This is a genomic window from Methylobacillus rhizosphaerae, assembly GCF_900187985.1.
Classification (GTDB): Bacteria; Pseudomonadota; Gammaproteobacteria; order Burkholderiales; family Methylophilaceae; genus Methylobacillus; species Methylobacillus rhizosphaerae.
The window spans coordinates 194,047-209,985 of sequence record NZ_FZOA01000005.1; the positions used below are offsets into that span (position 1 = coordinate 194,047).

General features: G+C 51.6%; 14 protein-coding genes. All 14 read right to left on the bottom strand.

The features are described 5' to 3' along the window. Nucleotides 1–55 precede the first annotated feature (55 nt). Nucleotides 56–766 carry a (5-formylfuran-3-yl)methyl phosphate synthase gene (locus CHB59_RS07220; RefSeq protein ID WP_089375554.1) on the bottom strand — a complete coding sequence of 237 codons (711 nt, stop codon included), beginning with the start codon at nucleotides 764–766 and terminating at the stop codon, nucleotides 56–58. Continuing rightward, entirely contained in the window at nucleotides 763–1,338 is a 576-nt protein-coding gene (locus tag CHB59_RS07225) for a DUF447 domain-containing protein (RefSeq protein WP_089375555.1), read from the bottom strand. The genes CHB59_RS07220 and CHB59_RS07225 overlap by 4 nt, the downstream gene beginning before the upstream one ends. Beyond that, a complete protein-coding gene (locus CHB59_RS07230) occupies nucleotides 1,335–2,849 on the bottom strand; it encodes a DUF6513 domain-containing protein (protein WP_245835084.1) in 1,515 nt (504 codons plus the stop codon). Before CHB59_RS07230 ends, CHB59_RS07225 begins: the two co-directional genes overlap by 4 nt. Next, a complete protein-coding gene (locus tag CHB59_RS07235; protein WP_089375556.1) occupies nucleotides 2,825–3,373 on the bottom strand; it encodes a flavoprotein in 549 nt (182 codons plus the stop codon). The genes CHB59_RS07230 and CHB59_RS07235 overlap by 25 nt, the downstream gene beginning before the upstream one ends. Nucleotides 3,374–3,380: 7 nt before the next feature. Further along, nucleotides 3,381–4,703, bottom strand: a complete 1,323-nt coding sequence (locus CHB59_RS07240; protein ID WP_089375557.1) for an adenylosuccinate synthase — start codon at nucleotides 4,701–4,703, stop codon at nucleotides 3,381–3,383. After that, entirely contained in the window at nucleotides 4,696–5,892 is a 1,197-nt protein-coding gene (locus tag CHB59_RS07245) for an ATP phosphoribosyltransferase regulatory subunit (RefSeq protein ID WP_089375558.1), read from the bottom strand. Before CHB59_RS07245 ends, CHB59_RS07240 begins: the two co-directional genes overlap by 8 nt. Nucleotides 5,893–5,914: 22 nt before the next feature. Next, entirely contained in the window at nucleotides 5,915–6,100 is a 186-nt protein-coding gene (locus CHB59_RS07250; RefSeq protein WP_089375559.1) for a DUF2065 domain-containing protein, read from the bottom strand. Between the two features lie 15 nt (nucleotides 6,101–6,115). Next, on the bottom strand, nucleotides 6,116–7,000 hold the full coding sequence (hflC, locus tag CHB59_RS07255; RefSeq protein ID WP_089375560.1) for a protease modulator HflC: 885 nt from the start codon (nucleotides 6,998–7,000) through the stop codon (nucleotides 6,116–6,118). Further along, entirely contained in the window at nucleotides 7,000–8,172 is a 1,173-nt protein-coding gene (gene hflK / locus CHB59_RS07260) for an FtsH protease activity modulator HflK (protein WP_089375561.1), read from the bottom strand. Before hflK ends, hflC begins: the two co-directional genes overlap by 1 nt. Before the next feature lie 22 nt (nucleotides 8,173–8,194). Continuing rightward, on the bottom strand, nucleotides 8,195–9,322 hold the full coding sequence (gene hflX, locus CHB59_RS07265; RefSeq protein WP_089375562.1) for a ribosome rescue GTPase HflX: 1,128 nt from the start codon (nucleotides 9,320–9,322) through the stop codon (nucleotides 8,195–8,197). 20 nt (nucleotides 9,323–9,342) lie between these two features. Continuing rightward, complete coding sequence (hfq, locus tag CHB59_RS07270; RefSeq protein WP_089375563.1) at nucleotides 9,343–9,591, bottom strand: RNA chaperone Hfq; 249 nt, start codon at nucleotides 9,589–9,591, stop codon at nucleotides 9,343–9,345. Nucleotides 9,592–9,843: 252 nt separating this feature from the next. Next, the gene (gene gltX / locus CHB59_RS07275; RefSeq protein WP_089375564.1) at nucleotides 9,844–11,244 is read right to left on the bottom strand and encodes a glutamate--tRNA ligase; all 1,401 of its coding nucleotides are present in this window, start codon (nucleotides 11,242–11,244) and stop codon (nucleotides 9,844–9,846) included. 133 nt (nucleotides 11,245–11,377) lie between these two features. After that, entirely contained in the window at nucleotides 11,378–12,823 is a 1,446-nt protein-coding gene (locus tag CHB59_RS07280; protein ID WP_089375565.1) for an efflux transporter outer membrane subunit, read from the bottom strand. Continuing rightward, nucleotides 12,820–15,933, bottom strand: a complete 3,114-nt coding sequence (locus CHB59_RS07285) for an efflux RND transporter permease subunit (RefSeq protein ID WP_089375566.1) — start codon at nucleotides 15,931–15,933, stop codon at nucleotides 12,820–12,822. The genes CHB59_RS07280 and CHB59_RS07285 overlap by 4 nt, the downstream gene beginning before the upstream one ends. Nucleotides 15,934–15,939: the final 6 nt, after the last annotated feature.

The window sequence follows — 15,939 nt, forward strand, 5'->3', positions numbered from 1 at the left end:
GACGACTTGACTATACCCAATGCCTATAAGCCACGCAACGGTATAATCAAGAAAATCAAGCCAGTTCTATATTTTCGACTAACTTGTTGCAATTATACAACAACGTGCTTATCGCAGATACTCTGTTTTTACAAAGTTTTGCAATTCGGCTACCCTCCCAGCATACCGCACCACGCACTCCTATATATGAAGGTTTTATTGCGAGTAGTTGTTCAATATGTTCAATTGCCAGCGAGCCTGCCAATCCTGTCTGCATATCACCAGCCAGATACAGGAAGTTTTGCAATTGGTTAATTGTCAGGTGGGAAAGCAAGGTCTGGCCATTTTTTCTGGCAGTGTCCAGCATGACTCCGAAAAACCCAGCCTGTCTCAGCAGCTCCACAACCTCTAATGTCGGCTCCATATCGGCCATCAATACTGCTACCACGTGCAGATTATTTTTCTGGATCAATGGCTGCAACGCCGAGATACAACTGGCATTCTCTGCGTGACTGCCGAAGAACCCCACTTTAATAATATCAACCCCGGTGGTTGCCATCTGCATGACAGCCTGGCAAATGATATCGGGCTGCATCGGCAAGTCACCCGTTGTTGCGCTGGTGACACGCTGGCCATTGATAGCATTTACCGCCTCAGCGACCACGGTGAGAGGCAAGGCACCGAGTGCGCCAAGATGCGGATTTTTCATATCAATGATGTCCGCACCCCCTTCCATGGCCAATAATGCCTCCTCGACAGAGGTGACACTCACTAATAACTTGCTCATGCCTGATTCTCCCCGGTCAGTGTTGCCTTGTAGTTCTCCACCTTGTCAATCAACCATTGCCAGGCTTGCAACTCTCTTTCCCCGGCAGTTTTTTCTATGGCAATCCGCAGATAATTCAATTCCGCATCGATTTTCTCCATGGGCAACATATGTAGCCGGCTTACCAATACGGCAAACTCAATCACCGCAGCTTGCGCACGGTTGAATCCTCGGAATGGCGTATGCATTTCTTCATGCACTACTTTGAAATACAACTCAGGCCGGACAGCATCTTCCTTGATATCGACAAGCTCAAGCTCCCGGTGCGCCAAGGCTGAAGCCAGCACGACACCATTCACTTTGTGGGCCTGGCGCAATGGCCAGTCGCCATGCCCGGTCAAACTCCCGGCGAACACACGCACATCATCAGTCAGATTCAATACTGCCTGACCTGTCGTCACCAGGTTATCAAGCGTGGTAGATGGCCTGAACGGCGCAATCAATATTTGCCCATGGCTTTCCTTGACACCAAATGGAGCGATATGCGCCTGTCCATCCCGGTTCAATGAGGTCAATATGCTTTCATATATCATGTATCAGGTGCCTTTGTTCTGCGCGGCCCACAAGTGGCTTCTGCCACAGGCAGCTCAGCCTGGGTCGATTCTTCCACCCGACGTGGTCCGCAAACTGTTTCTGCATTGCCTTGCCCGGTGCGTTTGTCTTTTTTTTCCTTGAGGGCAGCGTCCCGGTGGCCAACCCGGCCTTCCGGGTCTTTCATCAATGTAGCGCATCCCCATTCAAGTTCTTCATCTTGGCTATAACGCTTTTTCAACTGCCAGGCGATCTGGGCCCGGGCCAGCTCTACGCCTAAATAGAATGCGTGAGAGCCATCCTGATCCACATTGAGGTAAGGATAAAGCTTGAATGGATCCGTATCGCAATGGATACCGTCACGGTTGAAAACATGCATGCCCTCTTGACTGACAATGACACGGAAGCTGGGATCCTTGATCTGCGTTGCCAGCTCCGTCACTTCTTCCGGGGTATAGGTAAAAGGACGTTTGTCATGCAACCCAAGCAAGCCATTGTCATAATTACGCGGCAAGCGGTTTTCCTCACGCGCGGCATACATGATGCGACGTGCAATATCCGCTTCGGCAACAGCATAGGTAGCATGGGCACTCACAGAGGTAGCCAATACTGCATTGATATTGAGCTCGGCAATGATGCCGAACAGGATGGCATTGATGCCGGTAGTATCAGCATCAGTCAGTTCTGTCAGATTGCCCACGCCCATCATGATATCGATATCCGGATATTTTTTGCGCAAACGCTGATAGCGCACGATGGATTCAGTAAACCCAAATGGAATCGGGTCAAGGATGGCATCGGCAATGAATGGCCGCCCCCGCTTGATCATGCCATCAATGGCGCGATACAGTGAGCGCGGATTGGTAGGTGTGGTCGGGATCAGGATAGGCGTAGACTCCACCTCATCCGCCACCCATAATGTTTTTTCCGTCAGGCTCAACAGGTAATCCGCTCCTGTTTTACCAGCCAACAGCAGGTCGTCCGTGTTCAATGAGTCGACACTCACCTGGAAGCCTTCCTGCTTCAGAGCCTGGATGGAATCCTTGAGATGAGGAAAAGGTGTATTCGGCAGGCATCCGAGATCAATCACGTCAGCACCCTGGCGGTGAAAATCCTGCGCACGCGCTACGACACCTTCCACGGTCAACTGTGGCGCCTCAACAATCTCAGCAAAAATTCTGACATCGAACCTGGACAAATCCACTTCCCGTCCACCTCTTCCAAAAAATTGCGGTAAATCCTTAAGGTCGTCAGGGCCCAACTCCACAGGAACACCATATTTTTCTATCAGCGGGGCCAGGTCTCCCTTGCACAATCCCGGAAGAATGATGCGATCTGCATCGCCCGCATCAGGCAGGCGACGCAAAATAAGCTGAGGGGTTAAGAGTGCGGCTACAGAAACACCGAGTTGCGCAATACGATACTTGAACTCGGTCGGCTGCATATCTTCCAGCACTTTATGCAGGCTTTTTTCTGCGAGTTTCCCTGTCAGGAATAAGATGTTTTCAGACATGCCAGTCTGGCCTGAATTGCTGCCTGTAATTGTTGCATATCGCTGACCACTGTCGTGCCCTCATCACTCTTGAGCCGCTCCATGTTCTCAAGATCGATACGGCGTGGATACACCATCACCATATTGTCGCGCGGCGCTTCCGACTCCACCTCAGGTGCAGTATCGCAGGCAAATACAATGCTGGGGACACCACATTTCCCGGCCTGGGCATATACATTGGTCACCAGTGTATCTGAAATTCCATACACCATTTTGGCGACGGTATTGGATGTCGCCGGCGCCACTACAACAGTATGGTAATACCCATAATAGAACATTTCCACTGGCACCGAACTTGCCGTTTTATCCTGGAATACCTTGGCAACTTTATGCTTGTAACCATACTGCTGCAGAATCTCTGCCGCTGCACGACTCAGGAACAAGTCAACATCCTCAAGCCCATCCGCAATTTCCAGACACTCACGCAGATAATGGCCCGAGCCAGTGATAGCCCAGGCCAGCCTTGGTTTTTCGACTGTTTTCACGCCAGAACTATGCTCCGAACGGATGACGCAACACGATGGTTTCATCACGCTCCGGACCGGTAGACACAATATCCACAGGCACTTCACATAATGCTTCCAGGCGTTTCAGGTACTGACGTGCATTCTCTGGCAAATCTTCCCAGCGACTGATACCAAAGGTATTCTCGTCCCAGCCCGGCAATGTTTCATAAACAGGCTGGCAACGCGCCACATCATCGGCACCAACAGGCAGCAAGTCAACCGGCTTGCCATCCAGTTCGTAACCAGTACAGATATTCAGCTCCTTGATTCCGTCCAGTACATCCAGCTTGGTAATGCACAAGCCTGTCAGGCCATTAATACGTGCAGAACGGCGCAACGCCGCTGCATCGAACCAGCCACAGCGCCGCTTGCGCTTGGTGACAGTACCGATTTCACGCCCCTTGTCGGACATTTGGTAGCCTGGCGAGCTTTCAGTTTCAATATCCAGCTCGCTGGGGAATGGACCACCACCAACACGGGTTGTATATGCCTTGGTAATCCCCAGCACATAATGCAACATGCTCGGGCCAACACCAGTACCGGCAGCAGCCTGTCCGGAAATACAGTTCGATGATGTCACATAAGGATATGTCCCATGATCAACATCCAGCAAAGTGCCTTGCGCACCTTCGAACAGCAAGTTCTGCCCCGCCTTGTTTGCCTCATATAATGCCGCAGAAATATCAGTCACCAGCGGTTGCAGCAATGGCGCCTTGGATAAGGCATCATCCAGCTGCTTCTGATAGTCTACCGCCTCTGCGTTGAGGTATTTGGTCAATACAAAATTATGGTAATCCAGGACTTCCCTGAGCTTTTCCGCAAAACGCTCAGGGTAAAACAAGTCGTAGACGCGCAATGCCCGGCGCGCCACTTTGTCCTCATAGGTCGGGCCGATACCCTTACCTGTGGTGCCAATCTTGCGACCAGGTTCGCGTGCAGCTTCGCGCGCCTTATCCAGACGTACGTGATAATCCAGTATCAGCGGGCAACCGGGGCTCACTTTCAGGCGATTGCGTACTTCCAGCCCGGCTTTTTCCAGCCCGTCAATTTCATAGAGTAAATGATTGGCATCGAGTACGACACCATTGCCAATGTAGCAATTCACCCCTTCGCGCACGATGCCGGAAGGCACCAGATTCAATTTATACTCTCGTTGAGAAGCGCCTTGTCCGATCACCAGGGTATGACCAGCATTATGGCCGCCTTGGAAACGCACCACTCCTTGCGCATGATCCGTCAGCCAATCGACGATCTTACCTTTACCCTCATCACCCCACTGGGTACCGATAACGACAACGTTCTTACTCATGAATAGATCCAATAGATAAATTTGATAATTCGGGTGCTGTAACAACCACCCACTCACCATCCTGCTTGGTCAGGATGCGGTCACATCCTAGCTCGGCACGGTAATCCTCTTGTCCGGGCAGGTCCTGGATCACCACCGCTCCCTGGCTACGCAATCGCTCGATTGCCACTGTCAGGGAAGCATCTGTGAACACTGCGGGAGCCAAAATGGCACTCGTTTTCCCAGCAGCAGGCAAGGATGCCACGACACCACGCAAATCCAGGCTAAACCCTGTAGCAGGACGCGCCCGGCCAAAAATAGCCCCGACCTCATCATAGCGCCCACCACGTGCCAATGGCCCGGAATAGCCTTCAGCATAGACAGCGAAGACAATCCCGCTGTGATAGTGATATCCGCGTAGTTCGGCAAGATCGAAACATACTTTGACATCAAGATCTGCCAGGCCGGTGGCAATTTTCTTCAGATCATCAAGCGCCTTCTGGATTTTGTCCGTCTTGGGCAAGCGGATAGCGGCAGTATCCAATATCTCAACACCGCCATTCAGCTCAACCAATGCACATAAGACATCCAGCAAATCAGGGCTTAAAGTCTGGCCCAGTTGACGCACAGCTGCCTGATCCTTGCTCTGCAAGGCAGCGTATAGTTCCTGTTCCTGTAGTTCGCCTATCCCGACTCCATCGATCAGGCTGTCAAAAATACCAACATGACTGATGTCGATATATAAAGTCCCCAGCCCGACGGCATGCAATGCTTTGATCATCAGACGTTGAATTTCAATATCGCTTGCCACGCCAGCATGACCGTAGAGTTCCGCTCCTACATGCAAGGGTTCACGGCTGCGTGCCAGACCATCAGGCTCTGTACGCAGCACGCTTCCGGCATAACAAAGACGGGTAACACCCTGATTATTGAGCATATGGGCATCAATACGGGCTGTTTGCGGTGTGATATCAGAGCGGATACCCATCAGCTTGCCAGTCAATTGGTCGACAACCTTGAACGTTGCAAGATCAAGGTCATGACCGATGCCGGTAGTCAGTGATTCCATATACTCCATCATGGGAGGAATCACATATTGATAACCGTGTACTCTGAACAGGTCCAGCAGGCTGCGCCGCAGCTGTTCAACACGCGCCGCCTCTGCAGGAAGCACATCTTCAATATATTCGGGAAGTAACCAGTTACGCATAATTTTCTTGTGAGATTGAGGTCTAGTACACCAGAAGCACGATCAACAGACCCACCAGCACCGATGCCAGGCCAATGAAACGCAACTGCCCATCCTTCATTTCCACCATGCGCTGAAACGTTTGCTTCCATGCCCGGGGAGCAAGAAGGGGCAGCACCCCTTCAATGACCAGCACCAGGCCAAATGCAAGCAACAAGGCAGAATTCAAGATGGGCGTTCCTGCTTAATTGCCAGTATTATTGGCGCGACCGGAGCTGCGCATATATTTCAGGAAATCAGAGTTGGGGTCCAGCACCATGACATCACTCTTGCTCTTGAAGCTGTTGCGATAAGCATCGAGACTGCGATAGAAAGCATAGAACTCTGGGCTTTTTCCATATGCCTGGGAGTAGATTTCTGCCGCCTTGGCATCACCCTCACCCTTGATCTTCTGGGCTGCGCTGAACGCTTCAGCAATAATCACCTCACGCTGTTTGTCAGCATCGGCGCGAATTTTTTCCGCCTCACTGGCGCCAAGTGATCGACGCTCGTTGGCTACACGCTTACGCTCTGCTTCCATACGCTGGTACACGGATTCGCTGACTTCCTGCGGTAAATCCACCCGGCGCAAACGCACATCCAGCACCTGGATACCCATCTGGCGCGAATCGCGATCAGCACGTTCACGCAGGATATCCATGATCTGGCTACGTTCGCCAGACACCACTTCGTGTGTAGTACGTTTACCAAACTCGGCACGCAAGCCGTCATTCACTGTCTGAGACAGGCGGCGTTCCGCCTGCAGCTCATCACCTTTGACCGAAACATAGTATTTGGCAGGATCGACAATGCGCCACTTGATGAATGAATCCACCAGCACATTCATTTTCTCGCTGGTCAGGAAGCGGTCAGGCTCAACCCAATTCAAGGTAAGGATACGTCTGTCGAAATACCGCACGTTATCCACCAAAGGCACCTTGAAGTAAAGGCCGGGTTCCTTTTTCACCGACACGATCTCACCCAAGCGGAATACCAGGGCGTATTCACGCTGGTCTACGCTGAAAGCAGATAGGCTTAACAACAGCAAAGCTGCAATCAGGCCCACCAGGACTGTTCCAAGATTTCTCATTATCGGCTCTCCCTGTCACGACTGCGGAAAGCATCACGTGAACGCTGACTGTTGGCATCCAGCTCCGGTAAACTGCTGGGAACTACTGGCTGCGCTGCCGCAGCAGGAGCTGAAGTGGCTCCCGAGGCAGACATCAGCTTGTCTAATGGCAAGTACAACAGACTGTTGTTACCCTTCTGATCCACAATCACCTTGCTGACCGTGGACATGATTTGCTCCTGCGCGTCCAGATACAAACGCTGGCGCGTCACTTCTGGCGCGCGCTGGTACTGGGTCAGTATCTGCTCAAAACGACTTGCGTTACCGGTTGCCTCATTTTCAACACGCAACTTGTAACCAGCAGCCTCTTCCAGTAAGCGGGAAGCAGTACCGTGCGCACGCGGGACTACATCATTAGCATAGGCATGGCCTTCGTTTTTCTGGCGCTCCCTGTCCTGTCCGGCCTTCACTGCGTCATCAAAAGCCGCCTGCACCTGCTCAGGTGGTTGCGCATTCTGCATCGTGACACTCACAATATTCACGCCAGTGGAGTAACGATCAAGAATTTCCTGCATCAGTTTTTTCGCCAATGCAGCAATTTCCTCACGCCCTTCGTACAAGGCAAAGTCCATCTTGCTCTTACCGACAATTTCACGGATAGCTGTTTCAGCAATACCGCGTACAGACTCTTCTGCAAAACGGTTGTTGAAAAGCGTATCTTCCACATTTTTCAGGTTATATTGCACCGCAAGCTGCAGGTCAATGATGTTCTCGTCATCCGTCAGCATGAGAGACTCTCTGAGTTCCCTCCCACGACCAGAACCACCTTCTGCAGAACGATAGCCTACTTCCACAGTGCGTACCTGCTCCATATTAACCACAGTCACACTTTCAACCGGGTAAGGTAAATGCCAACGCGGGCCAGGCATTGTAGTTTCCACATGCTTGCCAAAACGCAGCACAACGCCACGAGAACCTTGATCAACAATGTAAAAACCCGTTGCAAACCAAATTACGGCAACCAGTCCCAACACGGGTAGCACAGGAACACCAGCCCCCCCTTGATTGGGCGTGCTGCCTCCCCCGTTTTTACCAAATACGCCCTTCAGCTTATTGCTGAACTGCCGAAATACTTCATCCAAATCGGGCGGACCATCGTTATTACGATTGCCCCAACCGGGATCGTTAGCCATGCATCACTCCGAAAAACAAAAATTATGCGTTGAGATAGGATTGCGCCAGTTTTTCGTTCAACCCCTGCTGATGTTCCAACAGAGCTTGGCGCAACAGGTCAAGTCCTTCACCTGTCCTGGCAGAAATACGTACTTTCGAGATTCTACCATATTCGTCACGATCAAGGCCTGGCGCGATCCCCGTACGATCTATCTGGTTCAGCACCAGAATCTGGGGCACATCTTGCGCGCCAATCTCAGAGAGTACCAGATTGACCTGCTCTATCTGTTCATCCCGATTTTCACCTGCAATATCGACTACATGAAGCAGTAAATCAGCCTGTACGGCCTCTTCCAGGGTGGCACCAAATGCTTCGACCAACGCGTGTGGCAGATGCTTGATGAAGCCAACAGTATCGGAAATCACGACAGGACCACCTTCAGGAATATAAAGCTTGCGGGAGGTAGTATCCAGTGTCGCGAACAATTGGTCTGCTGCATATACGCCAGACTGCGTCAGGCGATTGAACAAGGTCGACTTACCTGCATTGGTATAGCCCACAATGGACACTGACAGGACTTGTGAGCGACGACGGGCACGCCGCTGCATGCCGCGCTGCTGCTTGAGTTTACCCAGCTTTTCACGTAACTGCTTGACGCGAATCCGCAACATGCGTCTGTCCAGCTCAAGCTGGGTTTCACCTGGACCACCACGCACGCCAATACCGCCTTTTTGTCGTTCAAGGTGAGTCCAGCCGCGCACAAGCCGCGTTGACAGATGCTCCAGTTGCGCAAGCTCCACCTGCAGCTTACCCTCATGGCTTTGCGCCCGCTGGGCAAAGATATCCAGGATCAGACCAGTACGATCTACCACCCGCACCTCAAGCAGACGCTCAAGATTACGCTGCTGCGAGGGACTGAGGTCGTGATTGAACACCACGACTTTGGCGCTGATAGACTGAACCAGCGCCAATAACTCATCGGCCTTGCCGCTACCAATAAAATACTTGGGGTCAGGTCGGGGGCGACGCCCTTCTACGACACCTGCAATGGACATGCCCGCACTTGTAACGAGCTGTCGCAATTCCTGCAGGCTATCTTCGTATCCTGGATCACCAAAATCCACACTTACCAGTACGGACGCATCTCCGCCACCCGGCCGATCAAACATATAACGCAGACTTAATAAAATTAACCCTCAGTCGAAGTAGCCGCAGCCCCATGGGGAATGGATACTGCACGTCCTGGCACAATCGTGGAAATGGCATGCTTGTACACCATCTGGGTGACTGTATTTTTCAGCAGGATGACATATTGATCAAATGAATCCACTTGCCCCTGCAACTTGATACCATTGACCAGATAAATAGACACTGGCACATGCTCCTTGCGCAATGTATTTAAAAACGGGTCTTGTAACATCTGCCCTTTAACGCTCATTTTGACGCTCCTTCAACTTTCTAATTGTATATATAGGGAGTTTTTTTATTACTGCAACTTTACGTTAAAAATCTTTCCCCGGGTCAAGGTATTTCAACTTCTTAACAGAGTAGCACTCATTCCTTCATCAATGGGGTGTTCAACTACAAAAAACAAGTCTTTTTTGCATATTCCACCCCAACCAAAAAGAATCCTCTTGCTTTAGGACTATCCATCTTCCGGATTGTTCTATTTTTTATAGATTTTTCACTGTTATTGCCCCTGCAACACTGCCTGCATCCGGGCCAGACTTTCTTCTTTGCCCAGCAGGAACATGACAGCGTCAATACTTGGCGACTGGGCACCGCCAGTGAGCATCACCCGCAATGGCATGGCAATCTTGGGAAATTTCAGCGCGTTGCTTGTCACTGCGGTCTCAATTGCCGCATGCAGGCCCTCTTGCGTCCAATCCACTTGTTCCAGCACGCCTGACAAACCATTCAAGACAGGCAGTATTTCAGGTGTCACATGTTTTTCCAATGCTACCGCATCAAGCTGTGGTTTCTGGTAGAAATAGGCAACACTATCTGCCAATTGGTTAAGCGTATTGGCACGATCACGGTATAAGGAAATCACCGCCTGAAGGTCGACACGATCGTTCACGGCAACACCAGCACTTGCCAACCGTCCGGCAATATCCTGCGCCAGATAGTCCAGATCCGCCTGCTTGATGTAATGAGCATTGAGCCAGTTGAGCTTTTCGGTATTGAATTGCGCAGCAGACGGCGTGATATGGTCCAGATCGAACCATGTGCAGAACTGCGCCATGCTGAAGACTTCATCATCGCCATGCGACCATCCCAGGCGTGACAGGTAATTCAATACCGCTTCCGGCAGATATCCGTCTTCATGATATTGCATGACACTGACCGCACCATGCCGCTTCGATAATTTCTGCCCATCATCACCCAGGATCATGGAAAGATGTGCATATTGGGGAATGGTTGCATCCAACGCCTGGAGCAGGTTGATTTGCCTGGGCGTATTGTTGACATGATCATCGCCGCGGATCACCTGGGTAATACCCATATCCCAGTCATCCACCACCACACAGAAATTATACGTAGGTGTTCCATCGGCACGTGCAATGATCAGGTCATCCAACTCCTCATTGGCAATGCTGATCTGCCCTTTCACCAGGTCATCCCAGACGACATTACCTGTAAGCGGATTCTTGAACCGTACCACAGGTGGAATATCAGCAGGCACTGCAGGCAATACCTTGCCTGGTTCAGGACGCCAACGCCCATCATAGCGTGGCTTCCTGCCTTCCTGCATTTGCTGCTCACGCAATGCGTCGAGCTCTTCCTTGCTGCAGTAACAGTAATACGCCTTGCCTTCATCCAACAGCTTCTGAATCACCTCTTTGTAGCGATTCATACGCTGCATCTGGTAAAACGGGCCCTCATCCCACTCCAGTCCCAACCAGTTCATGCCATCGAGAATAGCCTGCACCGCTTCGGGCGTTGAGCGCGCCACATCCGTATCTTCAATGCGCAGAACAAACTGCCCGTGATGTTTACGGGCGTATGCCCACGAAAACAACGCAGTTCTTGCGCCACCGATATGGAGAAAGCCGGTAGGGCTGGGAGCAAAACGGGTACGGACGGTCATGGCAGATAACAAAAATGTAAACGTGTCATTTTAGCATGTCCCCCTGTTTTCAGCAGAGATACAGGGACAATACCTGCAAAAAGAAAACCGGGATAAACCCGGCTTCCTGATGATATATCACATACGGACTATATCAATGCTCCTGCTGCTGTTCAGCCTGGGTATAGCCTTGCGCAGTTTTCCAGCCTCCACCCAATGCCTTGAACAAATCCACTGTCGCAACCAGTCGTGCCTGGCGACTCTGGATGAATGCCAGCGCCGCATCGTTATAGACACGTTGTGAATCCAGCACATCAAGATAGGCTGAATAGCCCGACTTGTAACGATTTTCAGAAATCTGCAATGCTTTTTTGGCTGAATCCTGGCTGATATTCAACGCTTCTTCGCGTTCACGGTTCTGACGAACCGTTATCAGCGCATCATTAACCTCCTGGAAGGCGGTCTGCACAGTGCTTTGGTAACCTGCCAATGCCTGCTTCTGCCTTGCCGTTGCCTGATCCACCTGCGCAGACAACCTGCCTGCATTGAAGATAGGCAAACTCAATCCCAGGCCGGTAGACCAGATCCGTGATGGCGCACGCATGATCTCATTCAAGGCTGCACTTTCGCCACCATAGGTTGCCGTCAAACTGATACTAGGAAACAAAGCCGCTTTGGCCACACCAATCTGGGCATTTTGAGAAACCAATGTCTGCTCTGCTTCGCGCACATCAGGACGAGCCTCCAGCAAACTCGAAGGCAAGCCTGCCGGCGGTACAGGGGGAGTAGGCAATTGATGAATGTCCCCCTCCGGTATCTGAAGCGTCAAATCCCCGGTCAGCACGGCAAGCTGGTGTAACGCCACTTCACGTTGGCGTACCAGGTCTGCAATCTGTGCCACCAGGTTGGAGTTTGCCACTTCAGCCTGATGCACATCCAGCATTGAGGCGGTACCACCCTGCTGTAACCGCTTGGTCAGCTCAAGGCTCTCTTGTCGGCTTTTCAAGCTGTCTTTTGAGACGGCAATCTGGGCTTCAGTACTGCGCAATAGTAGATAATTACTAGCCACCAGGCCAGACAGCGAGAGACTGACCGTATCCTTGGCGAAGTAAGTGCCCAGTGCCTGCGCACGCGCTGCTTCCCGTGCGCGACGCAATTTACCCCAGAAATCCAGCTCAAAACTGGTTCCTAGCTGCAAGTTATAATTCTCACGCAGGGCAGGCACATAGGATGGCAAAGGGAACGCTCCCGTTTGCGTTACCCGCTGGCGCACACCATTCCCGCTTAAATCCACCTGCGGGAATAATGCGGCCCCAGCTTCACGCATGGCAGCATCCGCCTCCTCAATTCTGGCAACAGCCTTGGCAATGTCCAGATTATCGGTAAATGCCTTTTGCATGAGATCGCTCAAGACCGGGTCTTGAAAACTCTCCCACCAGTTATCCAGATTAAGCGCCTGCTGCCCGTTTTCCTGTGCCGTGTCGGCAACACTGAAACTGGCAGGCATCTTGTTCTCGGGACGCTGATAGTCAGGCCCCACCATGCACCCTGTCAGCGCCAGCGCAACAGCAACATGAACTAGATTAATACGCACCATCATGCTGTTTCCTTGAAATCATCGTGATGTACACGGCTACTGGTGTTACCAGACAGCCAGGTAAAGAACATCGGAATAAAGATAGTAGCAACGAATGTAGCCAGCAACATGCCACCGAACACGCCGGTACCCATGGACTGACGTGCAGCAGCGCCTGCGCCTGTTGCAATGACCAACGGCACGATTCCCAGCACAAAAGCCATGGAAGTCATGACGATCGGACGGAAACGCAAGCGCGCCGCTTCAATCGCAGCCTGCTTGATTGGGAGGCCCTCTTCCAGTTTCTGGCTGGCGAATTCCACGATCAGAATCGCATTCTTTGCCGCCAGACCGACCAGAGTTACCAGGCCAATCTGGAAGTAAATGTCGTTAGGCATGCCACGGAACAACACTGCCAGCAAGGCACCTACCAGCGCAAACGGTACGGCCATGATGACTGCCAGAGGCAAAGCCCAGGTCTCGAACTGCGCAGCCAAGATCAGGAACACCATTATGATCGCAAAGCTGAATGCAAAGATCGCAGCGTTCCCGGTCAGTTTTTCCTGGTAAGCCTGGCTGGTCCAGGCCAGCTGGTATCCATCAGGCAATGTATCGTTCGCCACCTTCTCGATGAGCTTGATTGCATCACCGGAACTGACGCCGTACGCTCCACCACCCATCACTTTGGCAGCCACCAGGCCTTTATACCGTTCCAATTGCTCGGCACCGACAATTTCACGCACAGTGCTCAATGCCGACATCGGCACCATGTCACCACCAGCCGAACGTACATAAACACGTCCAATGTCTTCGGGCTTCATCCGATAAGCTGGTTCTGCCTGTAATTGCACACGATAAGTACGGCCAGAGCGATTGAAGTCATTGACATACAAAGTACCCATGGTGCTCTGCAAAGTAGCATAGACATCAGCAATCGGCACTCCCAGAGACAGGGCTTTCGCTTCATCTACTTCAATGAGCAATTGCGGCACTGTAGGACGGAAGAAAGTATTGACCCCTGTCAGGCGCGGCTCCTTGCGCAAGGCATCTATGAAGTTATTCACGACCTCTGACAAATGTATCGGGTCTGTATCTCCCCGACTCTGGATATACATTTCCATACTGCCAGAACTACCCAGGCCGCGAATGGCTGGCGGATTGAAGGCGATCGCCATCCCGTCAGGCTGCATCATGCCGATACCGAACAGGCGTTGCACGACCTGCTCCGCCGTTGTTGTACGCTGATCCCAATCCTTCAGTCGCACAAACATGGTTGCTGCACTGGTCTTGTTGCCACCACCAATCAGATCGAACCCATTGATGACGAACTCGGTGTCTACTGCAGAATCCTGGTCAATCGCCTTACGCACATTCTCCATCGTATTGCTTGTGCGCGTCAGGCTGGAGCCATCGGGCATCATGACAGCGGTAACGACATAACCCTGGTCTTCAGGCGGCACAAAACTGGTCGGTACAACACGGAACAGGTAAGCGCCTGCAGCAATGATGCCGACAAACACAACAGCCCCGATGATACGGTGACGCAATGTCAGGCCGACCACAGAAGTATATAAATTGGTCAGTTTGTCAAAGCCACGGTTAAATGGCTTAAAGAAACGTGACTCTTTGTGCACACTTTTGAGCAGGATGGCACATAGTGCAGGCGTCAACGTCAACGCCACAATGCCTGAAATCACCACTGCCACTGCCACAGTCACCGCAAACTGGCGATACAGCTCACCAGCGATACCGCCCATGAAAGCTACAGGAACGAACACGGCACACAATACCAGCACAATAGCGACCACAGCCCCCGATACCTGCTGCATGGATTTAATCGCAGCATGCAGAGGGGAAAGTTTTTCCTGGCTCATCAAGCGCTCAATATTCTCCAACACCACAATCGCATCATCCACCACGATACCGATTGCCAGCACCATCGCAAACAATGTCAATGTATTGATAGAGAAACCAAACAGCCACAAGCCGGCAAAAGTGCCAATGAGTGAAATCGGTACTGCAATCAGGGGAATCAGGGTAGCACGCCAGCTTTGCAGGAACAGGAATACAACCAAGACCACCAGGATCATGGCTTCAGCAAGGGTATGCACCACTTCGCCAATGGATGCCTTGACGAAGTCACTGGTATCGTAAGGAATACGATAATCCATATCCTCAGGGAAGCGCTGTTTCAACTCCTCCATCTTGGCCTTGATAGCCTCTGCAGTTTCCAGCGCATTGGCGCCTGTCTGCAGAAATACCGGAATACCTACTCCAGGCTGTCCGTCAAGTGTAGTGCGGATATTGTAGTTCTGGGCACCCAACTCAACTCGCGCGACATCCTTCAGGTACAACACCCCACGCGGGCCATTGGCCTTGATAATGATATTGGCAAATTGTTCAGGATCAACCAGACGTCCCTTGGCAGTGACGGTATACACCAACTGCTGATCATCTGGAGCCGGATCCTGGCCAATACGACCTGCTGCATACTGCGCATTCTGCGCCGCAATTGCTGCAGAAATATCACTGGTCGTCACTCCAAGCTGCGCCATGCGATCAGGCCGCAGCCAGATGCGCATCGCATAATCCTGGGTACCAAACACTGTCGCATCACCAACGCCCTTGGTGCGCTTCAACTCATCCAGCACATTCAGGGTCGCGTAATTGCTCAGATAAAGCGGGTCATAAGTCTTGTTGGGAGAAATCAGCATCAATGCCATCAAAATGTCATTGGAACGCTTCTGCACCACGACACCTGTACGACGCACATCTTCCGGTAATCGTGGTTCAGCAATATTCACGCGATTACTCACGTTGAAAGTTGCCTGGTTCACATCTGTACCAGTCTCGAAGGTAGCTGTAATAGTCAGCGTACCGCTGGAGTCAGCACTGGATTGATAATAAAGCAGACCTTCGATACCACTGAGCTGCTCTTCGATCGGTGCTGCTACCGTCTTGGACAATGTTTCAGCACTTGCACCAGGGTAAGTCGCGGTCACGATGACCGTAGGTGGAGCAATTTGTGGATATTGCGCAATTGGCAACTGGAATGCAGCAGCAAGTCCGGCCAGCACAATAATGATCGATACCACCGAGGCAAATATCGGCCGTGTAATAAAAAATCTCGTCATAGTTGT